The organism is Stenotrophomonas sp. ZAC14D2_NAIMI4_7, from assembly GCF_003086675.1.
GTDB lineage: Bacteria > Pseudomonadota > Gammaproteobacteria > Xanthomonadales > Xanthomonadaceae > Stenotrophomonas.
This window is the reverse complement of sequence record NZ_CP025995.1, coordinates 761,177-788,176: the sequence shown is the minus strand read 5'-3', so window position 1 is coordinate 788,176 and position 27,000 is coordinate 761,177. Positions and strand designations below refer to the sequence as shown.

22 protein-coding genes and 1 riboswitch are annotated in these 27,000 nt (G+C 66.7%); of the genes, 11 read left to right on the top strand and 11 right to left on the bottom strand.

Going from position 1 to position 27,000, the window contains the following annotated elements; all coding sequences use genetic code 11:
* Nucleotides 1–10 precede the first annotated feature (10 nt).
* Genes C1922_RS03480 through C1922_RS03465 form a run of 4 tightly spaced genes read left to right on the top strand, consistent with a single transcriptional unit; the run spans nucleotide 11 to nucleotide 4,152 of the window.
* Complete coding sequence (locus C1922_RS03480) at nucleotides 11–1,732, top strand: penicillin-binding protein activator (RefSeq protein WP_108751468.1); 1,722 nt, start codon at nucleotides 11–13, stop codon at nucleotides 1,730–1,732.
* Nucleotides 1,698–2,090: a YraN family protein gene (locus tag C1922_RS03475; protein WP_108748518.1), complete on the top strand. Its 393-nt coding sequence runs from the start codon at nucleotides 1,698–1,700 to the stop codon at nucleotides 2,088–2,090. Before C1922_RS03480 ends, C1922_RS03475 begins: the two co-directional genes overlap by 35 nt.
* Nucleotides 2,090–2,770 (top strand): metal-dependent hydrolase, encoded by a 681-nt coding sequence (locus C1922_RS03470; protein WP_108748517.1) that lies wholly within the window; start codon nucleotides 2,090–2,092, stop codon nucleotides 2,768–2,770. Before C1922_RS03475 ends, C1922_RS03470 begins: the two co-directional genes overlap by 1 nt.
* Nucleotides 2,767–4,152, top strand: a complete 1,386-nt coding sequence (locus C1922_RS03465; protein ID WP_108748516.1) for an FAD-linked oxidase C-terminal domain-containing protein — start codon at nucleotides 2,767–2,769, stop codon at nucleotides 4,150–4,152. The genes C1922_RS03470 and C1922_RS03465 overlap by 4 nt, the downstream gene beginning before the upstream one ends.
* 101 nt (nucleotides 4,153–4,253) lie before the next feature.
* Here the strand turns inward: C1922_RS03465 and C1922_RS03460 are convergent, their stop codons facing one another.
* A complete protein-coding gene (locus tag C1922_RS03460) occupies nucleotides 4,254–7,475 on the bottom strand; it encodes an autotransporter outer membrane beta-barrel domain-containing protein (RefSeq protein ID WP_108748515.1) in 3,222 nt (1,073 codons plus the stop codon).
* A 710-nt stretch (nucleotides 7,476–8,185) separates the two neighbouring features.
* Here C1922_RS03460 and C1922_RS20640 point away from each other — a divergent pair.
* Entirely contained in the window at nucleotides 8,186–10,468 is a 2,283-nt protein-coding gene (locus tag C1922_RS20640; RefSeq protein ID WP_234413461.1) for an autotransporter outer membrane beta-barrel domain-containing protein, read from the top strand.
* 496 nt (nucleotides 10,469–10,964) lie between these two features.
* A complete protein-coding gene (locus tag C1922_RS03450) occupies nucleotides 10,965–11,381 on the top strand; it encodes a hypothetical protein (protein WP_108748514.1) in 417 nt (138 codons plus the stop codon).
* Nucleotides 11,382–12,073: 692 nt separating this feature from the next.
* Here C1922_RS03450 and C1922_RS03440 read toward each other — a convergent pair.
* The 5 genes from C1922_RS03440 to C1922_RS20635 all read right to left on the bottom strand — a co-directional run bounded on the left by C1922_RS03440 (nucleotide 12,074) and on the right by C1922_RS20635 (nucleotide 18,116).
* Nucleotides 12,074–12,910, bottom strand: coding sequence for a fimbrial protein (locus tag C1922_RS03440; RefSeq protein ID WP_159091852.1), 837 nt, complete (start codon nucleotides 12,908–12,910; stop codon nucleotides 12,074–12,076).
* Nucleotides 12,911–13,014: 104 nt separating this feature from the next.
* The gene (locus tag C1922_RS03435; RefSeq protein ID WP_108748511.1) at nucleotides 13,015–13,524 is read right to left on the bottom strand and encodes a fimbrial protein; all 510 of its coding nucleotides are present in this window, start codon (nucleotides 13,522–13,524) and stop codon (nucleotides 13,015–13,017) included.
* 28 nt (nucleotides 13,525–13,552) lie between these two features.
* Entirely contained in the window at nucleotides 13,553–16,000 is a 2,448-nt protein-coding gene (locus C1922_RS03430; protein WP_199912222.1) for a fimbria/pilus outer membrane usher protein, read from the bottom strand.
* Between the two features lie 78 nt (nucleotides 16,001–16,078).
* On the bottom strand, nucleotides 16,079–17,041 hold the full coding sequence (locus C1922_RS03425; RefSeq protein WP_159091850.1) for a fimbrial protein: 963 nt from the start codon (nucleotides 17,039–17,041) through the stop codon (nucleotides 16,079–16,081).
* A gap of 115 nt (nucleotides 17,042–17,156) precedes the next feature.
* Nucleotides 17,157–18,116 carry a fimbrial protein gene (locus C1922_RS20635; protein ID WP_234413460.1) on the bottom strand — a complete coding sequence of 320 codons (960 nt, stop codon included), beginning with the start codon at nucleotides 18,114–18,116 and terminating at the stop codon, nucleotides 17,157–17,159.
* Nucleotides 18,117–18,371: 255 nt separating this feature from the next.
* Between C1922_RS20635 and C1922_RS03415 the strand changes: the two genes are divergently transcribed.
* The 3 genes from C1922_RS03415 to C1922_RS03405 are packed head-to-tail and all read left to right on the top strand — an operon-like array spanning nucleotide 18,372 to nucleotide 20,633.
* A complete protein-coding gene (locus C1922_RS03415; RefSeq protein WP_108748509.1) occupies nucleotides 18,372–18,884 on the top strand; it encodes a fimbrial protein in 513 nt (170 codons plus the stop codon).
* A gap of 58 nt (nucleotides 18,885–18,942) precedes the next feature.
* Nucleotides 18,943–19,665: a fimbria/pilus periplasmic chaperone gene (locus C1922_RS03410; RefSeq protein ID WP_108748508.1), complete on the top strand. Its 723-nt coding sequence runs from the start codon at nucleotides 18,943–18,945 to the stop codon at nucleotides 19,663–19,665.
* An 8-nt stretch (nucleotides 19,666–19,673) separates the two neighbouring features.
* Nucleotides 19,674–20,633, top strand: a complete 960-nt coding sequence (locus C1922_RS03405; RefSeq protein WP_108748507.1) for a hypothetical protein — start codon at nucleotides 19,674–19,676, stop codon at nucleotides 20,631–20,633.
* 302 nt (nucleotides 20,634–20,935) lie between these two features.
* Here the strand turns inward: C1922_RS03405 and thiL are convergent, their stop codons facing one another.
* The 5 genes from thiL to C1922_RS03380 all read right to left on the bottom strand — a co-directional run bounded on the left by thiL (nucleotide 20,936) and on the right by C1922_RS03380 (nucleotide 24,908).
* Complete coding sequence (gene thiL / locus C1922_RS03400; RefSeq protein ID WP_108748506.1) at nucleotides 20,936–21,898, bottom strand: thiamine-phosphate kinase; 963 nt, start codon at nucleotides 21,896–21,898, stop codon at nucleotides 20,936–20,938.
* A 211-nt stretch (nucleotides 21,899–22,109) separates the two neighbouring features.
* Nucleotides 22,110–22,589: a transcription antitermination factor NusB gene (gene nusB / locus C1922_RS03395; protein ID WP_108748505.1), complete on the bottom strand. Its 480-nt coding sequence runs from the start codon at nucleotides 22,587–22,589 to the stop codon at nucleotides 22,110–22,112.
* Entirely contained in the window at nucleotides 22,586–23,053 is a 468-nt protein-coding gene (gene ribH / locus C1922_RS03390) for a 6,7-dimethyl-8-ribityllumazine synthase (protein WP_012479138.1), read from the bottom strand. The genes nusB and ribH overlap by 4 nt, the downstream gene beginning before the upstream one ends.
* 155 nt (nucleotides 23,054–23,208) lie before the next feature.
* On the bottom strand, nucleotides 23,209–24,309 hold the full coding sequence (ribB, locus tag C1922_RS03385; RefSeq protein WP_108748504.1) for a 3,4-dihydroxy-2-butanone-4-phosphate synthase: 1,101 nt from the start codon (nucleotides 24,307–24,309) through the stop codon (nucleotides 23,209–23,211).
* A complete protein-coding gene (locus C1922_RS03380; protein ID WP_108748503.1) occupies nucleotides 24,306–24,908 on the bottom strand; it encodes a riboflavin synthase in 603 nt (200 codons plus the stop codon). The genes ribB and C1922_RS03380 overlap by 4 nt, the downstream gene beginning before the upstream one ends.
* Nucleotides 24,909–24,985: 77 nt before the next feature.
* Nucleotides 24,986–25,130: riboswitch (FMN riboswitch) on the bottom strand.
* A gap of 245 nt (nucleotides 25,131–25,375) precedes the next feature.
* Between C1922_RS03380 and C1922_RS03375 the strand changes: the two genes are divergently transcribed.
* Both C1922_RS03375 and C1922_RS03370 read left to right on the top strand, forming a co-directional pair.
* On the top strand, nucleotides 25,376–25,999 hold the full coding sequence (locus C1922_RS03375; RefSeq protein ID WP_108748502.1) for an outer membrane beta-barrel protein: 624 nt from the start codon (nucleotides 25,376–25,378) through the stop codon (nucleotides 25,997–25,999).
* 102 nt (nucleotides 26,000–26,101) lie between these two features.
* Nucleotides 26,102–26,983, top strand: coding sequence for a hypothetical protein (locus C1922_RS03370; RefSeq protein ID WP_108748501.1), 882 nt, complete (start codon nucleotides 26,102–26,104; stop codon nucleotides 26,981–26,983).
* The last annotated feature ends 17 nt before the right edge of the window (nucleotides 26,984–27,000 follow it).

The window sequence follows — 27,000 nt, the reverse complement described above, 5'->3', positions numbered from 1 at the left end:
GGACCCGATCATGAACAAGCCCGCCGCACGCATCTCCGCCCTGTCGCTCTCGCTGATGCTGCTGGCCGGTTGTGCCACCACCAGCCTGACCAGCGCCCCTGAATCGCCGGCCCAGAGCCAGGCGCTGGCGCTGATCGAACAAGGCAAGCCGCGCGACGCCGCCCTGCAGCTGGAAGCGCAGGCCGCCACCCTGCGCGGCACCGCCCGCAGCAATACCTTGGCCGACGCGGCCTGGGCCTGGCACCTGGCCGGTGACAGCGCCCGCGCGCGCAGCCTGCTGGGCCAGCTGACCGCCCGCCAGCTGAGCGGTGCCAGCCTGCAGCGCTTCCAGCTGACCGGCGCCGAGCTGGCCCTGGCCGACAAGCAGCCGGCACAGGTGCTGGTCCTGCTGAAGGACGCAGGTGACAACGTGCACCCCAGCCTGCGCACCCGGTGGTACCTGGCCCGCGCCAGCGCCCTGCAGGCCAGCGGTGACAGCTTCGCCGCCGCGACCGAGCGTGCCCGCGCCCATGCCGGCCTGACCGGCACCGCCCGCAACGAGAACCAGGCCGCGATCGCCGGCCTGCTGGGCACGCTGGACGATGCCACCCTGCGCAGCCGCGCTGCCGCGCTGCCGGCCAACGACCCGCTGTACAACTTCGCAGGCCGCGCGCTGATTGCGCGCGGCCTGCCGCTGCCGCGCCCATTCGACCGCGACGGCGCGGCCCAGTTCGACACCAGCAAGCGCCCGCCGGCCATGAGCGATGGCTATCGCCCACCGGCAAAGATGGCCGTGCTGCTGCCGCTCAGCGGACGCCTGGCCACTGCTGCACAGCCGGTGCGTGATGGCCTGCTGGCGGCGTACTACGGCGAAGGCCGACGCCGCCCGGAGATCAGCTTCTTCGATACCGCCGGTACTCCGGCCGGTGCATTGGCCGCGTATGACAAGGCCGTGGCTTCCGGTGCCGACTTCGTGGTCGGCCCGCTCGGCCGCGATGAAGTGGACGCGGTCTACGGCCGCCAGCAGCTGCCGGTGCCGGTGCTGGGCCTGAACCGCGGCAAGGATGCGCCACCGGCCGGCAGCGCCGGTTTCTCGCTGGCACCGGAAGACGATGGCATCGTCGCCGCCGAATACATGCGGGGCCGCGAGCGCAACCGCGCCCTGGTCATCAACAGCAACGACGACACCGGCCGCCGCGCCGCCGCCGCGTTCGCGCAGCGTTTTGCCCAGCGCGGCGGCACGGTCGCCGCCACGGTGGCGGTGGGTGAGGCGGTGGGCGATGTCAGCGCGCAGGTGCGCAACGCCGGCCAGATCGATGCAGTGTTCCTGGCCGTACGTGCCCCGCAGGCACGCCTGCTGGCACCGCAGCTGGCCCTGGCCGGGGCCGGTGGCGCAACGCGCGTCGGCACCAGCCAGCTGACCACCGGCAGCGGCAAGGTGGAAGAAGACGTGGCACTGGACGGCATCATCTATCCGAACGAAGCGTGGAACGTACGCAGCGTGTCCGGCGTGCCCTTGGCCGCACAGGTGGCACAGACCCTGCCCAGCGCACGCGGTGCCGCCGGCCGCCTGTTCGCCTTCGGTGCCGATGCGTGGAAGATCAGCGCTTACCTGGACAAGCTGTCCAACGAGGGCGGCCTGGATGGCGCCACCGGCACGCTGTACCTGGACAGCAACGGCAACATCCTGCGCCAGCCAGCGTGGTCCACCTTCAGCGGTGGCCGGCCGATGCCGATCGCCGGTGGTCGCTGAGCACCTGCAACGGGGCTCGGCGGTGGAAACCGCCGCCGAGCAGCACCTGCAGCGGGCCGGCCTGCTGCCGCGCGCACGCAACGTGCGCTACCGCGGCGGCGAACTGGATCTGGTGATGGACGACGCGGGCACCGTGGTGTTCGTGGAAGTGCGTTACCGCGCGCGGTCTGATTTTGGTGGCGGTGCCGCTTCGGTGGATGCGCGCAAATGCCGACGCCTGGCCCATGCGGCGCTGCTGTACCTGCAGGAGCATCCTGCGCTGGCCGATGCGCCCTGCCGTTTCGATGTGGTCGAAGCCAGTGGCGATCCGCCGCAGCTGCGCTGGCTGCGCGATGCGTTCCGGTTGGATGACTGCTGATGCCTTCGATCATCACCCATGCCGCCGTGCCGCTGGCGCTGTGGTGCGCCGCGGACCGCGGCCGCATTCCGCCGCGCGTGCTGGCCGCCGGCGTGATTGCCGCGATGCTGCCCGACGCCGATGTGCTGGCGTTTGCCCTGCATATCCCTTATGCCGATGCGTTCGGCCATCGCGGTGCCAGCCATTCGTTGCTGTTTGCCGGCGTGCTGGCCGCGTTGGCGGCGGTGCTGGCGTTCTTCGGTAGCCGCCGACCTTGGTCGGCGGTTCAAAGCCCCGGTAGCCGCCGACCTTGGTCGCCGGTTCAAAGCCCCGGTAGTCGCCGACCTTGGTCGGCGGTTCTGTGCCAACCAAGGTTGGCACCTACCAAGGCAGCGCCAACGGTGGCATCGCCCCTACAAGCGGCGACGTTCGTGTTTGTGTGCGCGGCCAGCCATCCGCTGCTGGATGCGATGACCTCCGGCGGCCTGGGCGTTGCCCTGGCCTGGCCGTGGAGCGAGCATCGCTTCTTCGCGCCGTGGCGACCGATCCGCGTTTCGCCGTTTGCCCCGCAGTTCTTCAGCGCACGTGGCTTGGCCACGCTGTTGTCGGAACTGCGCTGGGTGTGGCTGCCACTGGCCTGCGCGGTGGTTGCCTGGAAATTGATCCACCCCGACCCTGCTGTTCCGCGAGAACCCTCATGAGCACTGCCCTGCCTGCCGCCCTCGTTACCGAACTGTCGACGCTGCTGGGCGCGGAGGGCTGGCGCATGGATGACGGCACGTTGGAGGCGAATGCGCAGGACAATTCCTGGCGCCGCCAACGCCCCGCTGCCGTGGCGCTGCCGGCCGACATCGAACAGGTCCAAGCGCTGGTGCGTGCCTGCCGCGCGCATGGCATCGCCCTGGTGGCACGCGGCGCGGGCACTGGCACCACCGGCGCGGCCGTGCCATTGCCCGGCAGCATCGTGCTGTCGTTCACGCGCATGGATCGCATTGTCGAGATCCGCGCCGGCGACCGCTGTGCCGTGGTGCAGCCGGGTGTGCTCAACGGCACACTGCAACAGGCATTGGCACCGCACGGCCTGTTCTGGGCACCGGACCCGTCCAGCGCGGAGATCTGCAGCGTGGGCGGCAACCTGGCCTGCAATGCCGGCGGACCGCGCGCGGTGAAGTACGGCACCAGCCGCGACAACGTGCTGGGCCTGGTGGCAGTGACCGGCGCGGGCGAAGTGATCCGTTGCGGCGGCGCCTACACCAAGGATTCCACCGGCTACGACCTGACCCATCTGCTGGTGGGCAGCGAAGGCACGCTGGCGCTGATCGTGGAAGCCACCTTGAAACTGACCCCGCTGCCGGTCAGCCAGGCCGGCCTGCGCGTGCTGTACCGCGATGCCGATGCAGCGGCCGCTGCCGTGTCGCGCCTGATGTCACAGCCGGTGGTGCCCACCCGCCTGGAATTCATGGATGCGCGCAGCCTGCAGTTGCTGCGCCTCAATGGCGCCGACGTGCCCGAGGCCGGCGCGATGCTGCTGGTCGAAGCCGATGGCGACCACGACACCCTGCCCTACCTGCTGCAGGCGCTGGCCAGCGCCGCCGAAGGCGACGGCATGATCGCACTGGACGTGGCGATGGAAGGCCGCGCGCGCGATCAGCTGTGGGCCGCGCGCAAGGCGCTGTCGCCCGCGCTGCGCAGCGTGGCGCCAGGCAAGATCAATGAAGACGTGGTGGTACCGGTGTCGCGCATTCCGGATCTGGTGGCCGGTGTGCAGGCGCTGGCACGCGACTACACCTTGACCATCGTTACCTTCGGCCATGCCGGCAACGGCAACCTGCACGTCAACATCCTGTACCACCCGGAAGATGCCGACGAGAACGCGCGTGCACACGCCGCGCTGCCGAAGATCTTCGAACTGACGCTGGCACTGGGCGGCACGTTGTCCGGCGAACATGGCATCGGCCTGGCCAAGCGCGATTTCATGGCGAAGGCATTCAGCGCGGAAACGCTGGCGACGATGCGTGCGATCAAGGCCGCGCTGGACCCGGATGGCATCCTCAACCCGGGCAAGGTGCTGCCGCCGGTGTAGCGTTCCGCCGGGCATGGCCCGGCGCTGCCGATCCGAACGGGATCGCGAACGGGGTCGGATCCCATTGCACAGGCAATGGGCTCCGACCCCGTCAGAACTACTTACCAGGCCATTCGCAGACCCACCTGGCCACCCACGTTGCGGTAGCCGTGGTCACCACGCTGCGCGCTCATACCACCCCATGCACCCCGGCGCTGGCCCAGCTTCAGCTCGGCACCGGCCTGCACTTCGTAACGGTTGCGCGGCACGTCCGCGCCCAGCGTGTCACCGTTGAGCTGCAACGTACTGCTACCGCTGCCCCGCAGCCAGTTCACCCCGATGTAGGGCTGCACGAGCGTGCCAGCCGTTGCACGCTGTCCGAACGCACGCACGCCCAGTCGTCCACTCAGGCCACCCGCATCGGCTCGGTCGACCACGGTACCGTTGGCTTCCACGTGCCGATCCGCACGGAAATCCATGTACGACAGCTGCACCTGCGGTTGCATGTACACATTGCTGGATGCCCCTTGCCACACGTTGAAGGTATGACCGGCCTCCAGTGATGCGCTCGCCATGCGCGAACCGTAGGTCTCGCGCTGCAGGCCTACACCCTGCACGCGGTTGTCAAAACGGCCGTACTGCAGGTTTGCATCGACGTACGCTCCGTGCGTGCCTTCAGCCTCCTGCAACCACGTGCCGTACATACCCACGGCATTACCGCGTACGCGCGCCTTGGCGCTGTAACCGGTCAGGTCGGACACCACCGAACTGTCGGCACGGCCGCTGCCCAGCATCACGCCGAACACCGCATTGCCACGGCGCTGCAGATCGCTGCCGATCTGCAGCAACGAAGTGTTTCCATCCACCGACAGCTGACCACCGACCGCGCTGAAGTCCGCCTGCTGGCGGCCGACGCGCGCCCACGCGGCGCGATCTTCGCCCAGCGATACGGCGCCGATGCGGTCGTCCAGACGATGGGAGAACATGTTCAGCGCTGCCGATTGATTGGCCAGGTACGCGCCGGCCTCCGGGCGCAGCACCGGCGGCGGAATGACCGGATCGCCACCGCCACCTTCTTCGCCGCCCTCACCCGGGTCAGGCCCAGGGCCCGGACCCGGGTCGACGCCGCAACCCGGCGCACCCGGGTCGTCCTCGCAGACATCGAACCACTGCGAACGCAGGTACCAGTTGCCATCGGTGGGATCGATCAGGCCGCCCTGGAACAGGAAGTACTCGTGGGAACCGGCCACTGCGCGACCGGCAAGCGTGTAGGCCGCCAAGGACGCACCCTGGATCTCGATCAGTGCGATGCCATCTACCGTGGCCGCGCCAACGCCGCCGATGTTGCGCACCATGATCGATGCATCACCGCTGGTACCGCCCCGCACCTGCAGGCGATCAACAGCGCTTTCATCACCGGCCAGCGCGCCGTTGAACAGGAAGTGCGCGCCTTCGGCGTGCAGATCGCCTTCCACGGTAAGCGTATTGAACGTGCCGCTCCCATCAGACAGAGCCAGGCCGCTGCCGCGCACCTGCAGTTCACCCACCGTGGCATCGCCGGTCAGGGTCCATTGGCTGCCGCTTTCAATCGCCATCGTCTGCACCAGATCCGAAGTGCCCTGCCACAGCGAGCCGTCACGCAGGCGCACATGCACGTCGGATTGCGGCACCAGGCCGGCGTCCTCATCCTCCGGGGTGATGACGATGTTGCCCAGCATCTGCGAACTGCCCTCCAGCGCCACGTCGAAGCGGCCCGCCACCGCGGCATCCAGGGCCAGTCCAATGCCATTGCCACCGGACAGCAGCGCACCGTTGGACAAGGTCAGGCCCGGGTCGCGGCTGCTGCGCAGCCACACGCCACCGTGCCGCGCACTTACCAGCGAGCCGCCATCGATGCTCATCCGGCCGTTGTCATTGATCACCGCCGCCCAGGCCCCTTCGCCTTCGGTGCGCACATGCGTGTTGCCCAGCACGACTTCGCCGTGCCCCCCTGAGATGACCCCATGGGAAGCGCGGCCCAGGGTCTGCAGATGGCTGTCGTGCACCGCGATCGTGCCGCCGGTGCGTGCGATCACGGCGGAGGCGCCATCGCCTTCAGTGAGGACCTGCACGCCGGATGCCTCGATCAACGGGGCGCGCCCTGCATCATCATGCGCGTACAGGCCATGGCCGGAACCGCCCTGGGTGCGTACCTGTGTACCGAAGAGCTGCGCATGCCCACCTCTCACATCCAGGCCGAGGCCACGCTCGCCCTGCGCGGTCACCGAGGAATCCCGCAGCGTCAGCATCGACTGGTTCGGCATCCAGACAGCGGTGCCACCGGTGCTGGCAATCACGCTCCGCTCGACCGATGCGGCGATACCACGCCCGTTGATCTCCAGCGCCATCGCCTCGCCGCGCACAGTACTGTCAAGCAGCACTGTTGCGGCATTGTCCCTGAGCCTGACGCCCACAGCGCCTGAAAGCGCGCTGCCCTGCACCGTCAGTGCACCGCCGGTCTGCTCCACCGCATAGCTGTTGTCACCGTGCACGGCGATGCGGCTGTCGGAAACATCGACACGTCCGCCCATCGCCAGGCCTATGCCGCCCCCGCCCCGCAGGTCGATATCGACCTGGTGCAGGGCCAGCGAAGCTTCACGATGCGCAGTTGCAGCGACGCCGCCGTGGCCGGTCCGGGTGATGCTTGCGTTGCGCAGTTCCACGTCGGCGGTTCCGGTGGCAAGCACGCCGTTCTGTGCGTTGCCGGCCATTTCAATGAAAACACCGTCCAGCGTGGCGGCACCGGCGTCGGCATACAGGCCAGACGTACCCGTGCGACTTATCTGCAAGACCCCACCCTGCACCTGCAGCGTGCCACCCATCAGCCGCAGCGCGTCACCACCCTCGCTCCGCACCTGAACGTTCTGCAGCACGGCAACGCCCTCCTGCACCTGCACGCCGTGGGCGCCGTTGCCGGTGGTATGGATCACCACGTCTCTTGCCTCCAGGCGGCCGCCTGCGGCAGCCGAGGCACCCGCCGCGGAGACACCACTGGTGATCACCGCCCCCCCAAGCAGCGAAATCACGCTGCCAGCGCCTTCTGCATGCGCGGCGTGCGCGCCACGCCCGGTCGTGGAGAGGTTCACAGCCCCGGTCGGCAGAATGCGACCACCGTTGATGGCGTAGAACGCATGGCCCGAGGGATCACCGGGCAGGACCGGCTCGGTGGTGTGGTAGTCGCCTGGCGGTGGCGTCTGCTCGTCACCGTCGGCCACGACCTGCTGTGCGGAGGCGTCGTGCCATGTGAAAAGGGCCGCAGCAAGCGCACTGGCAAGCACAGCCGGATGGTAGATCTGTAGCTGCATGGAATCTCTCCGTTAAAGACAGTTCCATGCTCAATGCGGCGTGCCGGCATCACCATCGAATGCATTGCAGAGCTGCTGCGACAGGCTGTCGCAATCGTGTCCGCCACCTGAATCCGGGATCGGCGTCAAGCCAGCTTTACAACAACTTGCATGGGAAGCCGCGACCGCGCTGAGCACACTGCACGGGAATTCCGGACACCTGCAATCGTAGACGACTGCTGCGCCTCACGCGGCCTCCACACGCCAGCGTCGTATACGTCACCAGCCTGAACAGAGGCACTTGGTTGGCACGCAGCGTCCCACCATCCCCCTCCAAGAAGGACACACCCATGATCGTCCACTCCCGCGCTCAGTCCTTGGCACTACGTCCACTCGCGTTGGCCTTGCTGCCTGTTCTCATGTCCATGGCCCCGGTGGCGGCACTGGCCGGCACGGTCGCACCAGGCACCTCACATACGGTCAACGAGGGCGATGCCACCGAACACTGGAATGTGCGTACAGGCGCCACGCTCACGCTGGCACCGGGAGCAACCAGTGGGTCTGTATCGGCAACAGGGGCGATGCTGACCGCTGATGGTGCAACCATCACCAGTGGAGTGGGCCTCCGGCTGGACGATTCGTCCCAAGCCGTGTTGGCAAACAGCCGCATCATTGCGACAGGCCTACTTGAGCCGCATGCAGGCATTCTGCGATCGGGCAGCAGCCTTTCCATGCGAAACACGACGGTCGAGTCGGATTACACCGGTTTCAGCCAGTACGATGCTGATACGCATGTGGAAATGGCCGACAGCACCATCTCGGTGGCAACCCGGGCGTTTGCCAAGGAAGACGGCACGCTCGAACTGCGCAACGTGAACGTGATCGCCAATGGGGGAAGCACCGTGGGCGTACAGGGCATCCTGCAGCTGGGCGGCAACCTTTCCGCCGAAGATCTGCGCGTGACCTCGTCCGGCGTTGGGATCGAACTCCGTGGCGGTGATGCACAGATGCGTCGCTCCACGATCACCAGCGAAGAGTTCGGGCTCTACATCGGGTACGGCCCCGGCAGTGCCCCCGGTGGCGTCATCCAGCTGTCCGACAGTACGATCTCGGCCGGTGCTCTGGCGGCGTGGGTTTTGAATGGGGCGACGCTGGAAATCTCCAACTCGACCCTGGTTGGCGGCAGGTCCTCCAACAGCGGTGCCCTGCAGATCAGCAACGCAGCCGCAACGGTTCGTGGATCATCACTGTCCGGCGCCGACGGTGGCATCTCTGTTGGCGCAGCGTCGTCGGACAGCAGCGTGCAGCTGCAGGGTTCGTCCGTCAGCGCAGGAACAGGACCGGGCCTCTCTGCGGGCGCCAACTCCGGATTAACAGCCTTCATCGATCTGGCGGGTGGCTCACTCGTCACCGGTGCGGTTGCCCTTAACGCGCGAGGCAGCGGTACCGTTGCGCTGACGGCCTCCGAGTCCCAGCTCGTCGGCAATCTTGTTGCTGAACAGCGGACGAACGTTTCGGTGCAGCTGGACAACGACAGTGCCTTGATTGGAACAGCCAGCAACATCGATGATCTGCGCATCAACGATTCCCGCTGGAGGCTGACCGGCGACAGCAAGGCAGGGCAGCTGTCGATGCGCGGCGCGACCATTCTCGAGCTGGGCGATGGCAGCACCTTCAACACGTTGACCGTGGATGCGTTCAGCGCCGATGGCACCCTGGTGGTCTTCAATACGGCATTGGGCGACGACACCTCGTTGACCGACAAGCTGGTGATTACCGGCGATGCCAACGGCCAGGCCAATGTACGCGTGCTCAATGCCGGCGGCGCAGGGGCGAAGACGGATCGCGGCATCGAGCTGATCGACATTGGTGGCGCCTCCAACGCGCAGTTCGACCTGCAGGGCCGCGCGGTCGGCGGGCAGTACGAGTACTTCCTGGTGAAGGATGCCAACGGCAACTGGTACCTGCGCTCGCAGGCGGGCGCCGGCCCGGACCCGTGCCTGGTGGACCCGAGCCTGCCCGAGTGCACGCCCATCGATCCAATTGACCCGATCGACCCGATCGACCCGATCGACCCGATCGATCCCGTCGACCCCACCCCGGTGCTCCGTCCGGAAGCCGGCGCCTACCTGGCCAACCAGTTCGCGATGGACCAGCTGCTGCGCCACACCTGGCGTGATCGCCAGGGCGGCAGCACTGCCAGCGATGGCGTGCGCGGCTGGGCGCGGGTGGATGCCAACCAGAGCAAGCTGTCCGCAGTTGAAGACCAGCTCGACCTGCGCGTGGATCGCTCGCGCCTGCAGCTGGGCGCGGACGTGGGTGTTTTCGATGACGGCCGCGGCCGCGTGGGCGTGATGGGGACGCTGGCGCAATCCAGCGCCACCTCGCGTTCGCAGGTGACCGGCTACAGCGCACGCGGCAAGGTGGACGGTGGCGCGCTGGGTGTGTACGGCAACTGGGCCAGCGATGCGCTGTATGTGGATGCCAGCGTGCAGCGCGGCCAGTTCCGCAACCGCGTGCAGGGCCAAGGCCTGGCCGAGGAACGCTACGATTCGGATATCTGGCAGTCGTCCGTGGAAGCCGGTTATCGCTTCGGCATCGGCCAGATCGGCAGTACTGCGCTGAGCCTGCAGCCGGAACTGCAGCTGGTCTACACCGATGCCAACACTGAGCGCCACCAGGAAGCCAACGGCACCATCGTGCGCAGCCTGGGCGACAGCGGCCTGTCCGGTCGCGCGGGCCTGCGTCTGCAGGGCGATGGCCATTCGGCGGCCGGTGCGTCGGTCAGCCCGTACGTGGTGGCCAACTGGTACCGCGATGGCGCCAGCAACGGCATGGCGTTTGATGATGAGGCGCTGAAGGCCAGCGTGCCGCGCAACCGCTATGAGTTGAATGCCGGTGCGCGCGTGCAATTCCGCTCCGGCTTCAGCGCATGGGGCGGGTTTGGTGTGATGCGCGGTGACCACGGCTATCGCGAAGCAACGGGCAACGTGAGCCTTGCCTATAAGTGGTGATGTAGATGAAAGAACGGCGCCGGAAAGATCCGGTGCCGTTCTGCTTTCTGTTTTCTGTAGAGCCGAGCCCACGCTCGGCTGCTCTCGGCTTCAACCGCGGCAGAAGCAGCCGAGCATAGGCTCGGCTCTACAGGTTTGTCGCAATCGGCACGCACGGCCGTTGTGCCATCACTTTGCGAACTTTTCGACCTTCCAACTTTTCTCATTGGCAGCACGGGTGCTGCGTGCGATTCATGTGCGGCCACCGACAACGGGTGGCACGGGCTTCCAATCCCGTTTGGTAACACTGTTGTTTACGCTTGTCTGCCGGCGTCGCTCTTTCCTTGTTGAGCGGCGTCGGCAGGCAATCCGTCTGCGCTTCTTTGGCGGGCGGTGCGTGGGGGCCTCGTGCCCGCCGGCGTTTCACAGTGCCACCACCGGTATTGGAACCACGCACCGTCCGCCACCCTCGCATACGCGCAGCGGTGGCCCTCGCCTCGCGCTCAAGGATGCCGCCATGAAAGCCTCTTCCTATCCGTACCTGTTCGCCACCCTGGGTGATGCCACCGCCCAGCTGCCGGATGCCATCGCCCGCGCCCTGGAAACCACCCTGGCCGCCAGCCACGCCGCAGACGCCGACGCACCCGGTCGCATCACCTTGCTCAGTTGCCTGCAGCGTATCCGCCAGGTGGAAGGCGCCGACGGCCAGCCATGGCCCAGCAACGGCCGCACACCAGCGCAACGCATGGTGCGGGCACGCATCGATCGCGCCAATGCCGGGCTGACCTTCCTGCTGGAACTGCTGCACGCCAGCGAGCGCGTGCGCGTGGATGGCGACGATGGCCAGCAGATCGGGGATGACATGCGCGAAGGGCTGCTGCTGGCCTGCCGTGGGCTGGCCGAATACCTGGATGTGCAGTTGCGCGCGGCGTAGGGCCTGCGGTGAATCAGGCTTGAACCTGCGCGGGACGCGCCTGCTTTTCAGACTAATTGCATAGGCTCGCCGCCATCGCGCCCGCAAAGTGGCCTTGCCGGGCGGCCGTCGCCGCCTGCCACCCCGGCGCCCGCTGCGTGACAGCGCGTGCCCATTGAGGATGCTGTCACGACCGCCGCCCACTACCCCCGCGTGATCGCCGCACTGGGCGATGCCGCCGCCCGCCTTCCGCACGATCTGGCCGGCCGACTGGAGCTGGCCTTGAGGGCGGCGAACGAAGATTCTGCATCGCCACAACGCGCCTTCCACGAGCGCGCAGACCTTGCCGCTTCGACCCTGGCGGGGCTGCTGCAGTTGCTGCACGCCAGCGAACGCGTGTGCAAAGGCGCTACCACCGGGCCAGCCGCTAGCGGACAACACGCGCGAGCATCTGCTGCTGGCCTGCCACGGCCTGGCTGAGCACATCGCCCGGCAACTGCGCACAGACTGACGGTGTGGGCCCCTGCAGATGCCAGCCAAGGTGGGTGGCGCCCGGATCTTATCGCGATAGAGCGGAATGTCGATTCGCAGTACCAAGGATTGAAGTCGCTAGTACTGCAACTGCACCAATGTGCACCCGACTGCAAGCCCGCACTGCCGTTCATTTCGTATGCCCCCACGGGTTCAGCTACAGGAGGAGGCGTGAACATCTGTCAGTAGTAGTCCGCAAGCAATATAGCCTCACCGATGATCGCGCCTGGAACCAAGGGCTTTCCAGGAAGCCTCAGGTAGCGCGCGGTGAAGGCGATATCCTCCGCCGCACCCGTGGATTCGGTGTGCGCCCACACGCGCCCCATCGGCAGGGCGAAGCCTTTGTGCATGATCTGCAGCCCTACACCCTGCGTTCCCGACCCGGCAGCGGGCGCGAGTACATCTGATGCATTGCCGCGATCGGTCGCATCATGGATCTGCAGGGAAACCGGTCGTCCCGGTACACCACAGCTCATCGTCACGACGAAGTCCTTGTCCCCCGCTGTAGAGGCGGCATCCAGATCCTGCGCCGGGATTGGATCGAGGACGACATTGGCATTGGAAAGCGCGCACGTCGTACCGTGAAATTCATACCCAATATCGAAACGGAATTCAGCGCCCCCCGAACCATCGACCTGCACGCTGCCCAAGGATCTCTGCAGCTGCGGCCGCATGGGACCGCCACGAGAGTAAAAGAACAGTTTCGCCCAAGTCTGACTTTTACCCAAGGGGAAGTGCCACGAGTTCTGCCCGAATGCGTCCAGCGGCCCTTCCAGCGCCTCGCTACCATCGTCGAACTCGCTTGCGAACCAGACGACCACCAGCGGTGAATCCTGGCTGATCTCGTAGGCGGGTGCTCCATCGATATGACGAACATAGTTCAGACCTGCGATCAATGGCCGTAGTGATGCATCTTCCCGATGGTCGCAGACGAAGCTGATTCCCTCGCTGGCAGCGGTATGCAACAGCACATCCGGCGCCTCCACGAAACGAACGGGCACGGTCTGGGCATAGGACACGCTAGGCGTGGAAGGTACGCACCGCGCACTCGCTCCGAATGGAGCGCTGGTCAGCGCCAACAACACGGCGCCGCGGATCGCAAAGGAACTGAGTATGTACATCTTCAATCGTAGGCCGCCGTTACCACGATGTCGGCCTGTACCGCACCGGCTGCAATCGCGCCCAGCGTGGGCAGGTAGTAGCCGGCACGCAGCGCGTAGCTGGCGGTGGCTCCGGTGACCGGCACTTCTATGCCGGTGTCGCCATTCTTCAGATAGGTCGTGCCGGTGGCACCGGCCAGCAGCGCGATGGAAACACCGTCGGCGGGATCGGTAGCCGCTGTATTCTTCCAGCGCTCGGCATCGCCATCGGCAGCGGTGCCGGCGAAGGACAGCGTGGCCTTGGTCACGCCCACACAGCCGCTGAAATCGAGCGTACCGGCCTTCAGCTGATTGTCACCCTGGGTGAGTTCGTTGGCCTTGACCGGATCGAGCGTAATGGCCGGTGCATTCAACGTACAGGTGCCCGGCAGCACGCGTCCGCTGATGGTGAGAGTGGCGGTGTCGGCCAGTGCGGCAGGGGCTGCGGCAGTGATCGAAATGAGGGCGGTGATACGCAGAAGGGAAATGTTCATCGGCAATTTCCTGTGGGAACGGGGGATATCAGGGAAGTGACGGAACCGCGGCCTGCAGGCCGCGTGCGGGTGCCGCCAGCGGCACGCACAGCGCCTGGCTCCACGACAAGCCGTAGCTGTCGGGTGCGTCCGGCATGCGGTATTCCAGGCGGCAACGCTGCGCGCCGTCCGGGTCGACAATCAATGCGCCAGCATCCTGTGCACCGCGCAGCTGGATGACGCCGCCCTGGCCGACCGCACCACGGGGCATGCCCAGTTCGTCTTCCACCCGCGCGGCGAATGGCAATGGCTGGCCCAGCGCATCGGTGGCATCGATGAACAAGGTGCGCTCGCGGCGTGCGCCGAATTCCACGCGTACGATGCTGCCTGCGGTGGGGGCCACCCGCTGCGAGGTCTGCAGCAGTTCCACTTCCAGCGGCAGGCCTGAGGGGTCCAGATCGATCTGGTTCCAGCGGTACGGACTGACGTGCGGCAGCAGCGCATAGCCATTGCCGGCCACGCGGATCTGGCCGCCATAGCCGACGCGCGCGCCCTGCGCGCCATCGGCATGGATGAGTGCAAAGCCCTCGCCCACCGGTGGCCCCAGGTTCACCCCGCCACGATGCAGGGCGATGCTGCCGCTGGCACCGAGCGAGAGGTTGCGGTAATCGCCGCTGCGGCTGTAGCCGGCGTTGAAATTGCCGCGGCTGCCCTGGTAGGCAGCATAGGCGCTGGCATTGCCCTGGCTGCCGCCGCCGTCGCTGGCCGACAGGCTGTAGCTGAGCGCGCGGTCTTCGCCCAGCGCGCCGTTGATGCCCAGCTGTGCCTGCGTGCCACCGGCAGCGTGGCTGAGCTGGCTGCTCAGGCGCGGCGTACTGGGGCTGCGGCCCAGCGGCACGCTGAGGGTCAGCGCATAGCGCGTGTCCTGGCGCCCTTCGCCAATCTGATAGCGCAACGCGGATACGCCGATGTTGGCCATGCCTACCACCGTCTGTACACCCAGCTGCACATCGTTCTGGCGCCGCGCGCTATCCCAGTAGCGGGTATGGCCGCCGCTGAGATACAGCGTGCTGCGTTGGCCCAGCTTCTGCGAGAAGTTCATCTGGTAGCGCTGGCGGGCGCGGCTGCTGTAGCCCCAGTCATCACTGCGCACGCGCGCGAAGTCACCCAGCGACAGGTAGCCTCGCGTGCTGTAGCGGTAGGCAGCCAGACCAAAGTTGGTGCCGCTGCGCGCGACGTAGCGCTGGTAGTTGATGCGGAAGCTGTTGCCAGACACCGGCCCGGAGAGCAGCGGCTGCGCGCGCGAGTGGGTAATGTCGGCACCGAAGGCCCCCACGGGTGTGTTCACCGCTGCACCGGCCAGCACCGCCTGGTAGTCCTCTCCTGCCTGCACGCCGCCGAGCAGAGTCAGTCGATTGCTGATGCCACGCGCATAGGTCGCTTCGGCGAAGCGCAGTTCCTCCCAGCGGTCGCTGGTGTCACGCAATTGGCCAACCGTGGCGCTGAAACGGCTGGCGCCGGGACGCAGTGCCTGCGGCACGGCGGAGAAGTTGACGTTGAAGCGCTGCTCGCGGCCATCGGGCTCGGTGACGGTGACTTCAAGATCGCCGCCGAAATGGGTGGGATACAGATCCTCGATGACGAATGGGCCCGGCGCCACCGTGGTTTCGTGGATGATGTTGCCGTTCTGGCGGATGCGCACCACCGCGTTGCCCTCGGCGATGCCACGCACCACCGGCGCGAAGCCGCGCAGCGAATCGGGCAGCATGCGTTCGTCGGTGGCCACGCGCACACCGGTGAATGCCACGCTCTCGAACAACTCGCCCCCGGTGTTGCTTTCACCCAGCAGCAGCTGGCTGTTCCAGCCGGGCAGGTCGCGCTGCAGCGTACTGCCGATCACATCGTGGCGGCGGCCCTCGCTGCCATGGCTGATGGACGAGCGATGTCGCAGCCGCCAGGCGCCGATATTAAGGCCGGCATTGAGGCCAAGATAGGTGCTGTCACGCCCGCCACTGCGGTTGTGGTTGAGGCTGTAGTCGAAGAAGCCGGCGGTAATGCCGCGATCGCGCTGGTCAGGTGCCACATAGCCGCGTGCGCGCCGCGCCTGCGCCGCCTGCGGCAGGCCGATGTTCAACCGCAGCGTACTGCTGTCGAGCGCAACGGTAGCGCCGGGAATCATGCGTGGCAGATCGACGCAGGTATCAGGATCGTCACTGAGTTCCGCCCGGATGTCGTCCTTCAGGTCCAGCTGGCTTACCAACGCCGTGGGCAGGCACACCACGCCATCGCGTACGGCGATATCCACGTCACGCTGGTGGACATCGTTGACATGCAGCTCCAGCGCGTAGTCGCCATCGGGGAGCGGATTCCCCTGTGCATAGCGCTGCATGTCGATGGCTTGGCCACCGATCAGGAAGCCATCGCTGAACTGGAGTTCGTCGGCGATGGCCGTCGCAGGTGCCACGCACAGGGCCAGCGCGATGGCCTGGGGCAACATGCTGCGCTGGAAGAGCGGAATACGGTAGGAAGGAAGGCAGAACATGTTCCGGGCCATTGCGATGAGGTAATTGATCAACTACTGGTAGGTGGCCAGCAGCGTGGCCTCGCCCAGCACGGCGCCCGCCTGCAATGCATCTGCGGTGCGCAGGTATCGGGCGCTGAAGGGAATGGACTGGCTGCCGCTCTGGGTCGTGCCGTAGTCCCACGGCGTCGCCATTGCAAGCGGCTGGCCCTGGTGCAGCACCTGCAGGGCAACGCCTGTCGCGGTGGTGCCCGGTGCCGGCGAAAGCAGGTTGGTACGGTTGCCTGGCGCGTGTATGTCCACCAGTTCCAGCGTCAGGGGACGGCCGCCGGCGCGGCAGTTCACGATGATGCTGAAATGCTTCTCCGCAGCGTCGGGCAGCGCGCGCAGCGTTTCCAGATCGATGTCATCCAGCGTCACATGCGGGTGGGTGACGGCACAGGTCTGCGCGCGGAAGCGGAACCCCACCGCAATATGGTGGCGCGCACTGGCGCCACCGATGGAAGACTCCACCGTACCCAGGCTGCGCACGGGCTGCGCCTGCATCTGGCCACCGCGCGAGAACGCGGTGACGTAGAGTCTCAGGAACACGTCCGCCCGGCGCGGATCAACGGCAACGTCCACCCTCCGGCCGGGCTCCAGGTAGGCACGCGCCCCGCCCGTTCCTGATTGATCCGGTACCGCACTGTAATCAAACACCAGGAGTGGTGAATCCGTGGAGAATTCGAACGCAGGTGCGTACCCGACAGGACCGTTGTCATCGTACTCGTGGGGAACATCCCGCACATAACGCAGGTTGCCCAGTGTCGGCATGACGGCCACGCGGTCCTCGCTACCATCACAGCGCAGGTGCAGGTCAACCAGACCGTATCCCATGACTGCATCCGGCGCTTCTGTGAACCGCGCTTCGAACTCTTGATCGAAAAACGCATCGGATATCACGGTCTGGCACGCCGCGTGCGCGCTACCGGCAAGGGCTGCCCACAGCCCGGCAACGGCAAGCGGGCGCAGTCGCATTGCCAGTGCATTGTGTGTAATGCGGTGTCGGTCTGGAACCGATGCAGGACAGAACATGGAACTGAACTCCGTAGGGGCGACGGCAACGCGCGCATCGCAATGAAAGGGGCGCCGGTCAGCGGTACTCCGCAGTGAGCAACGCTTCTCCCTTGATGTCGCCAGGAAGGATGGGATCGGCCGTGCGCAGATAGCGCGCGCTGAACGGAATGGCCTGCAGACCCTTGGCCGAGTAACCGTGCCGCCACGAGACACCCAACGGCAGCGGAGCGCCGCCGCGCAGCAGCTGGACCTGTACGCCACTGCCGGTGCTGCCGGCGGCCGGGGTAAGCACGCCGTCCGCGCGGTTGTTGCCCTGCGCATCGGCCACAGTGAAGGTGACATCGACATTGGCACTGGGGCAGTTCATGGCGACCTCCAGATCGGCCTCGCCGCTGGAGCTGCCAGGCGCCGGGAGATCATCGGCGCTGGCCAGGCCGAGGGTGAGCGACGCCTGGGACAGAACACAGCTGAGCGGTGGCACGTTGAACTGCACGGTCACCACATGCTGAAGGCGCTGCGACGGATCGTCCTCAGGCCACGACACCGCCGTGCCTACCAGCGTGCGCGGGACGCTTTCCATCGCGCCGCCCCTGAAGAACGCCTGCACGTACAGGCCTGCGCCGTATGCCCGCGCGACGCCAGTGGCACCACCCGGCACGCGATTGGTCTGGCCCACACGCAGCGGTACCGGCTCGGTGACAGCACCGGACGAATCCGGCCCGGCAACATAGCCGAAGCCGATGAGTGGCGAACGCTCGCCCAGGCTGTAGCCTGCATAGGTCTCTCGTTCGGCCACTACTTCGCGCTCGTAGCTGAGCGCCGGAAAGGAAAGCTCGACGATGAAGTAGGGCTGCCCTGCCGGGCAGTCGAACGCGTCCGCGAGCACGGACTTGTAGCTGCCGCCGGAGTAGTAGCTGCCGGGCAGATCGAAGTTGGGAAGCGAAGCGACGTGGTCAATGACATCATCGGCGGGATTCACGCGCGTGCAGGCCGCCTGCAGTGGCGCCGCTGCAGTGGCCGCGGCAAGAGCAAGCACGCTTGAACGACACCATGACGGCGCGGCGATGCACCAGCGCGACCGGATACTCATCGGGTGCACCTGAAGGGAATGAAGTGGGCGAGAGTCTAGGAGCGAGAGACCTGCAATCCCATCGGATTAGTTGCAGTTCCAGCCCATCAAGAGCGATTTGCAACTAATTGCATTTCCGTAGGGGGCCGGCACCGGGAGACTCCTCGCTGCTGGCTGGCCGGATCGGTCGGCAGCGCCTTCCCTGTCTACTGAGAGATCCTCATGTTGAGCATTACCCGCGCTCTGGGCGCGTGCCTGCTGGTTGCCGTTGTGCCGTCGGCCTTCGCCGAGAAGCTGGAAATCACCGGCGAAATCATGCCGACCACCTGCGAAGTGCAGGCCGCTGCCGGCACCATCACCGTGGCCATGGGCAAGGTCGAACTGACCTCGCTCAATGCCAACACCCGTGCTGGCCAGAAGAACTTCAGCATCCAGCTCGACTGCTCCGGCTCGGGCGCCGAGCAGGACGTGGGCGTGCGCTTCGGCGGCGCGCCGGACGGCTCCACCGGCAACCTGGCGCTGAACGCCGGCTCCGGTGCCACCAACGTAGGCGTGGCGCTGTATGACTTCGCTGGCAACCACCAGAAGATCGGTGAGGACCCGGTGCAGTGGGTGACCATTCCTGCCGCCGGCAGCGGCCAGCTGGATTACAGCGCGTGGTACGCCTCGCCGGGCCAGAACGCGACCGCCGGCACTGCCAATGCCTCCGGCGACTTCGTGGTCGTTTACAAGTAAGCCCGCGCCCGTGCCGGCCCTGCCCGGGCCGGCACGGGCATGCAGATGAGGTCAAACCATGAATTTCCGCGCAGTAACACGCATCGCACTGCTGCTGGCCTGCATGTTGTCGGTACCCGCACATGCCGCCGTGACCCTGCAGGGCACGCGCATCGTGCATGACGCGAGTAAAGGTCGCGACGTGACCGTGCAGGCCAGCAACCGCGGTGAGCAGCCGGCCATGGTGCAGGTGTGGATCGACAGCGGCGACAGCCAGGCCCGCCCCGAGCACGTGCGCACGCCGTTCCGACTGACCCCGGCCGAGCCACGCCTGCTGCAGGCCAAGCAGGGCCAGGCCTTCCGCATCACCTACGCGCCGCGTCCCGGTGAAGCAGCGCTGCCAACCGATCGCGAGTCGGTGTTCTACTTCAACCTGCTGGATATTCCGCCCAAGCCCGAGAATGCAGCAGACAAGAACCTGCTGCAGTTCGCGGTGCGTACACGGGTGAAGCTGTTCCATCGCCCGGCCGGCTTGCCGGGTGCGGCCCGGGATGCAGCGGCGACGTTGCAGTGGTCGGCCGATGGCACCGCCCTGCAGGTACGCAACCCCAGCGCCTACCACGTGACAGTGAGCACACTGACCCTGGCCAGTGGCCAGAAGGTGGACGTGGACATGATCGCGCCGGGCGCTCAGCTGCGACTGCCTTTGCCGCAGGGCGTGGCGATGCCGCGTTCGGTCACGTTCCAGTGGTTGGATGACTATGGCTCGCCCCGCGAGCATACGGCGCAGGTTGCGCGCTGAGGACGGCCATGCACCTGCGAACCTGGCTGGTCGCCTCGATGGCTTTACTGGGCTTGGCCGCACTGACCACCAACACGGCGCAGGCCTGCACAACGGTCACCGATGGCTATATGAGCACCGTCTATCCCGTCGTGCTGGAAGACACCGAGCAGTTCGCGTATTCCTTTTCGCGGCTGGGGGTGCAGTTCGGGGGGTGTTCGACCACCGCGCCCACTGAATTCGTCGTCGAGTTCGACACGCCGATGCAGCCGATGGGCACGGTCGAATACAAGGGTCGCACCTATGGCAAGTTCCAGACCTCGTCCACTTCGCCCTTCGTCCTGCTGGGGTTGTACGAGGAAGCGGATGGAGCCTCGTCGACCCTCCCGTTCCTAGCCGATGGGCAGATGCTGACCTATACGATGCCTGCCCGCCGCAACGCGCGCCTACGGGTTGAACTGACAGTGTCAGGCCGCCGTGGCGTGGAGAGCCAACCGATACAGCGAATGCTTGGGCTGCGCATCCATCCCAAGGACGATGCGTCGCTGATCGGCAACGATACGCTTGAGCTGGGCTTCGACGTTTCGGTCATCCATGCCTGCACGATGCAGGCGGTGTCGGTGGTGCTGGACGACGTGGCGCCTGCCGAGCTGCTTTTGCCAGACAGTTCGGCCGCGGAGCGCGATTTCAGCGTGAACATGGACTGCTCGCACGATGGCATTCCGGTGACGTTGACACTGACCGACGCGCACTCCCCAGGCAACACCGGCAGCGCGCTGGAACCTGCCGCCGGCTCCACCGCCGAAGGGGTGCGGATCGAACTGCTGCGTGCGGGTGTACCGGTACGCATGCAGCAGCCGTGGCAATACGGCCAGGCCAATACCGGCCCGAACCCGATCGACCTGACTGCCCGCTATGCACGCACCGCAGGTGCCCTGGCCCCCGGTGAGATCAAGGGCGAGGCCGTGTTGCAGGCAGATTACCCGTGAATGATTGAAGCACAGTCGCTCGCCATATTGGGGTAGGTGTCGATCTTGATCGGCATGGTGTCGGTACATAGGCCTGGCACGTTCGTGCCAACCAAGGTTGGCACCTACCAGAACAATGTGCCGGGCTGGGCCGATGTACCCCGCATGGTAGGTGTCGACCTTGGTCGACACGGCGTTGGTACCAGCCACCGCGGTAGCGCCGGGCTGGGCCGATGTACCCCGCATGGTAGGTGTCGACCTCGGTCGACACGGCGTTGGTACCCGCCACCGCGGTAGCGCCGGGCAATGCCCGGCGTCTTCCATCAGGCGAAGTGCTGGTAGCCGCCGTCTGCGGCTTCGCCATCCACCTGCACACCCTGCCCATCGACAATGCGGCCGATACGCGACAGCGGCAGGTCCAGCGATTGCGCCAGGTACAGCAGGGCATCGCGCTGGTCGGCGGCGGCGGTGAAGCACAGTTCGTAATCGTCGCCACCGCGCAGCGCGCACTCGCGCGCGCCGTCACGGCCCAGCAGCGCGCGCAGTTCCGGCGAAATCGGCAGCAGGTCGCTGTCCACCTGCGCGGCCACGCCGCTGCGTACAGCGATATGGCCCAGGTCGGCCAGCAGGCCGTCGGACACATCCACCGCCGCATGCGCGAACGCGCGCAGGCGCAGGCCCAGGGTGACGCGCGGGGTCGGACGCAGCAGACGCAGGCGCAGGTATTCGTAGTCGCCCAGCAGCGTGGCCGTGGCTACGTTGAGGGCGCCCTGCTGCCACAGGCGCAGTGCACCCGCCGCATCGCCCAGCGTGCCGCTCACCCAGATGTCATCGCCCACCTGCGCACGTTCGCGGCGTAGCGCCTGGCCACGGGCCACCTGGCCCATCGCGGTGACCGACAGCGACAGCGGGCCGCGCGTGGTATCACCGCCGATCAGCGCGATGTCGTGCTGGTCGGCCAGGGCGAAGAAGCCATCGGCAAAGGCCTCGATCCAGTCTTCGGAGGTTTCCGGCAGTGACAGCGCCAGCGTGCACCACGCCGGGCGCGCGCCCATCGCGGCCAGGTCGGACAGGTTGACCGCCAGCGTCTTCCAGCCGATGTCGAAGGCCGGGGTTTCCACCGGGAAGTGCACGCCGCTGTTGAGCGTGTCGGCGGTGACCACCAGCTGTTCGTTGGCGCGCGGCTGCAGCAGCGCGGCGTCGTCACCGATGCCGAGCAGGATGTCGTCGCGCTCGAGGGTACGGGCGCGGATGCGGTCGATGAGGGCGAATTCGGCCAGGGACATGGGGCGCTCCGGCGGGGTGCATGGATGGGCGGAGGGCGCGGATGCGGGCGGATCGTGCCGATCGGATGGAACCGCAGGGGTAGCGTCGACGGTTAGTCGACTGCTCTCCCGTCCGACACTACGACTGCTGATCGAAAGGCAGTCGACTGACAGTCGACTCTACCGAAGCAGCTTCCCGCGCCGTTCAATGAACGATGCGGGACCCAGGGGGTCAGTGACCCGATTCCACCTTGCGCCATTCGACGGCGGCACGATCCAGCACGCCGTTGACGTAGGTGTGGCCGTGCTCGGAACCAAAACGCTTGGCCGATTCGATGGCTTCGTTGATGACCACGCGGTATGGCACATCCAGGCGGTAGCGCAGCTCGTAGCCAGCCAGGCGCAGCACGGCGCGTTCGATGGCATCCACTTCTTCGATGCCGCGGTCCAGGTACGGGGCCAAGGCTTCGTCGATGTCACGACGGTTGTCCAGCACGCCATGCACCAGCGCTTCGAAATACGCCAGATCGGCAATTTCGCGGGCTTGTTCGTGGGCGAACTGGGCGATCAGCGACTGCCCGTTGCCACCGGAGATCTGCCACGCGTAGAGCGCCTGCACGGCGCGACGGCGGGCGCGCGAACGCAGCACCGGGTCGATGCCATCACGGCGGACGGGTTTACCGGAGGGCTTGCCCTGGGTGTTCTTGTTCATGGCAGTTGCTCCAGCAGATTGACCATTTCCAGTGCGGCGAGTGCGACTTCCTCGCCCTTGTTGCCGTGGCTGCCGCCTGCGCGGGCCTCGGCGTCTTCAACGCGTTCCACCGCCAGCACGCCGTTCAGCACCGGCACGCCGAAATCCAGCTGCACGCGCATCAGGCCTTCGGCACAGCGGTCGGCCACGTGTTCGTAGTGGCGGGTATCACCACGGATCACGCAGCCCAGGGTGAGGATGGCGGCGTGTTCATGGGCGGCGGCCAGGCGCGCGGCAACCAGCGGCAGCTCCCAGGCACCCGGCACGCGGATCACGTCGATGTTGGCTTCGGCAATGCCGTTGCCGGCCAGGCTCTGGCGGGCGCCAGCAACCAGGGTATCGGTGATGCGGGCGTTCCAGCGGCTGGCCAGGATGGCAAAGCGCGCCGACTCGGGGGTGCGAAGATCGCCTTCGTAGTGGCTCATATGCGGCTTGGGGGTTCGATAAGGGGGTGATTCTACCGCATGGTGTGCCGACCAACGGTCGGCACCTACCAGAGGCTGGGTCGATCCGCCGGGCATGACCCGGCGCTACCGGGGTCGGATCCCGCGCCGCGGGCTCCGACTCCATCGGGCGACCGTTACAGGGTCACCGTTTCCACCACTTCCAGGCCGTAGCCGGCCAGGCCCACCTGGCGGCGGGGGGTTCCCAGCACGCGCAGCTTGCCCAGGCCCAGGTCGGACAGGATCTGCGAGCCGGCACCGTTGCGGCGCCACTGGCCCACGTCCTTGTCCTTGCCCGGCACCACCGGCGCCGGCTGCTGGCGCAGGCGGGCCAGCAGGGCCTCGCCGTCGCGCGGGGCCGACAGCACCACCATCACGCCCGCACCTTCGGCGGCAATCGCGCGCAGGGCATCGGTGGCGGCCACGCCGAAATCATCGCGGCGCCAGTGCAGCAGGTCGGCCAGCGGGTTTTCCACCTGCACGCGCACCAGGGTCGGGGTATCGGCCGACGGGGTGCCACGGACCAGGGCGAAATGCAGGTCGTGGGCGATGCGGTCGCGGTAGGTGACCAGCTTGAACGGGCCGAATTCGGTGTCGATGTCGCGCTCGTCCACGCGCTCGACGGTCTTTTCGGTGGCCAGGCGGTAGGCGATCAGGTCGGCGATGGAGCCCATCTTCAGGCCGTGCTCGCGGGCGAACAGTTCCAGTTCCGGGCGGCGCGCCATGCTGCCGTCCGGGTTGAGGATCTCCACCAGCACGCCGGCCGGTTCCAGCCCGGCCAGCATGGCCAGGTCGACGCCCGCTTCGGTATGGCCGGCGCGGGTCAGCACGCCGCCAGGCTGGGCGATCAGCGGGAAGATGTGGCCCGGCTGGTGCAGGTCGGCCGGCCTGGCGTTGGGCTTCACCGCGGTACGGATGGTGTGCGCGCGGTCATGGGCGGAAATGCCCGTGGTCACGCCCTCGGCCGCCTCGATGCTGACGGTGAAATTGGTCTGGAACTGCGCGGTATTGGCCTGCACCATCGGCGCCAGGCCCAGATCGGCGGCGCGGGTGCGGGTCAGCGGCAGGCACACCAGGCCACGGCCGTGGGTGACCATGAAGTTGATGTCCGACGGCTTGACCAGCTCGGCGGCCATGATCAGGTCGCCTTCGTTCTCGCGGTCTTCGTCATCGACGATGACGACCATGCGGCCCTGGCGGATGTCTTCGAGGATCTCGGGAATCGGGGCGAAATTCATGCGCGTGCTCCTTCGCCCAGCAGGCGCTCTACATAACGGGCAACCAGGTCGATTTCCAGGTTCACCGCGCTGCCCACGCCGGTGGCGGAAAAGGCGGTGTTGGCCACGGTGTGCGGGATGAGCGCGACTTCGAAACCTTCGTCGTCCACTTCATTGACGGTGAGGCTGACGCCGTCCACGCAGATCGAGCCCTTCTTGGCGATGTAGCGGCGCAGCGCGGCCGGCGCGGCGAAACGCCAGCGCTGGGCGCGTGCATCTTCGTGGATGGACAGCACCTGGCCGAGGCCATCGACGTGGCCGCTGACCAGGTGGCCGCCAAGGCGGTCGGTCGGGCGCATGGCGCGTTCGAGGTTGATGACCGCCCCTTCAGCCAGCTGGCCGAGCGTGGTCAGGCCCAGGGTCTCGGTCGAGGCATCAGCCTGGAAACTGCTGGCGTCGAATGCGATGACGGTGAGGCAGACACCGTTGATGGCGATGCTCTCGCCCATCTGCACGTGGTCGAACGGCAGATTGCCGACGTTGAAGGTGAAGCGGACATCGCCGCCGATGGCTTCGCGTGCGGCCAGACGGCCGACGCCTTCGATGATTCCAGTAAACAAGAAACGTTCTCCGCGGAAAGTGAGCGAAAAACGCCGCAAGGCAAACAGGCGGGCGCAGGGCCGCGAAGGCCCTGTGGCACCGTCTTCTTTCATCCGGACTATACCGTCGGCTCCGGCATTGGACCGGATCTGCTGACCCCCGGCCGTGGGCCGGGGCGCTCGCGGGCTCGTGCTTGCGCACCTACCGCCGGTGGGGAATCGCACCCCGCCCTGAAGACGTTTGTGTACCGGCGAACCGGCGCGCCTAGTGTACCAGCCCGGGCTGAACGGGGTGCCGCGGGGTCGGGTCCCATTGGGCAGCAATTGGCTCTGCCCCAGGCGCGCCCTACTCGCCGGCCCCAGCTGTGACGGGAGTCGCTCGCAATCTGTAAATTTTTCATTAAACTCCCGGGTCGGACGACATGACGTCGCCACGGGCTGCCACGACGGTATCCCGCCAATGGACTGAATTTCTTACAGGAACCTCCATGCGCAAGATCCTGATCGTGGCCGCCCTGCTGGCCGCTGCCCCGCTGTCGGCCCAGGCCGAAGCCCTGAGCTACACCTACGTTGAAGGTGGCTGGACCCAGTTCAAGACCAGCGATGACGACCTGAACGATCCGAAGATCGACGGTGGCTACCTGCGCGGTTCGATCGCGCTGGCCGAGCAGGTGCACGTCTTCGGCGCCTGGAACTACGCCAGCAAGTCCTACGATTACACCTACGGCACCTTCAAGCTGGAACTGAACCAGCCGGAGCTCGGCATCGGCTACCACATGCCCTTCAGCGACCGCGTGGATTACACCGCAGACATCGCCTGGGTGCGCCAGCAGGCCGAGCTGACCGTGAAGGACGTGGACTTCGGCCGCCTGACCAGCAAGGACCACACCAACCTGGTGCGCGCCACCATGGGCCTGCGTGGCAAGCCGTCGCGCATGACCGAAGCCTGGATCAAGGCCGGTTACATGGACGGTGGCAATGAATTCGAAGGCACCTGGGTCGGCTCGGTCGGCGGCCAGATCAACTTCACCAAGACCTGGGGTCTGGTCGGCGAAGTGGCCGGCTACCGCGACGTCACCCAGTTCTCCGCCGGCGTGCGCGCCAGCTTCTGATTGCTCGATCCTCGTCGTGTAATCGAACGGGCCCCGCAAGGGGCCCGTTTTTTTTCATGCGGATGGGCTAGGCTTGCGCGCCTCTGGAACAGGAAATCCGTCATGAAGCCCCCCCTTCGCACCCTGCTGGCCACCGCGCTGATCGGCGCCCCGTTGCTGGCCGGCGCCGCCCCGGCCGCACTGACCCCCGAACAGACCTTCGACCTGTACGCGCGCGCCCTGCTGGAAGATGACACGGCTGCCACCGCACGCTTGAACGAAGCACTGAAGCCGGCCTTCAACGGCGAAGACGCGCTGAGCCCGCCGGCCGGAGCGCTGGCCAAGGCGCTGGCCGAACCGTGGCAGGTGGTGCTGGCCGGCGCAGGCGCCAAGGCCGACCCGGCCGCCGCCGAGGCGATGTACGCCAAGGCCCTGCAGGGTTCGCAGTGCCGCGCCACCGGCAGCCAGGTGGAAGACAACGAATACGTGGATGACCAGAAGATCGCCACGGTGCAGTTCCGCTGCCAGGCGGTGGATCTGTCTGGCGTGCGTCCGCTGTTCGCCGAAAGCCTGGCCGAAGGCACCCCGGCCACGCGCATCCGCTTCACCCAGGCCTACACCCAGGCCCTGCAGAACGGCCCGCGCCAGCCGATCACCGGCAGCCTGAAGCTGTACACGGCCAAGGACGGCGCGTTCTGGTACAGCGCCAACTTCGACGATCTGATCGGCCCGGTGGTGGGTGCGCTGGCACCGTTCGACGAATGGATGCAGGACGCCGCCGCCGCCGATGCGCCGAAGGTGACCGGCGTGCCGGGCTGCGACCTGCTGCTGCAACAGCACCGCAGCTGCGTGGCGAAGATCGCCCCGGACCAGATCAGCGGCGTGGACGCCATGGCCGAGGAACTGAAGGCCAAGGCGCAGGTGCAGTCGGCCGAAGCGATGACGCAGGAATGCAAGGCACTGCGCCCGGTGGCCGAAATGATGTGGACCGACGAATGCGCGTAAGCCGGTAGATCCACGCC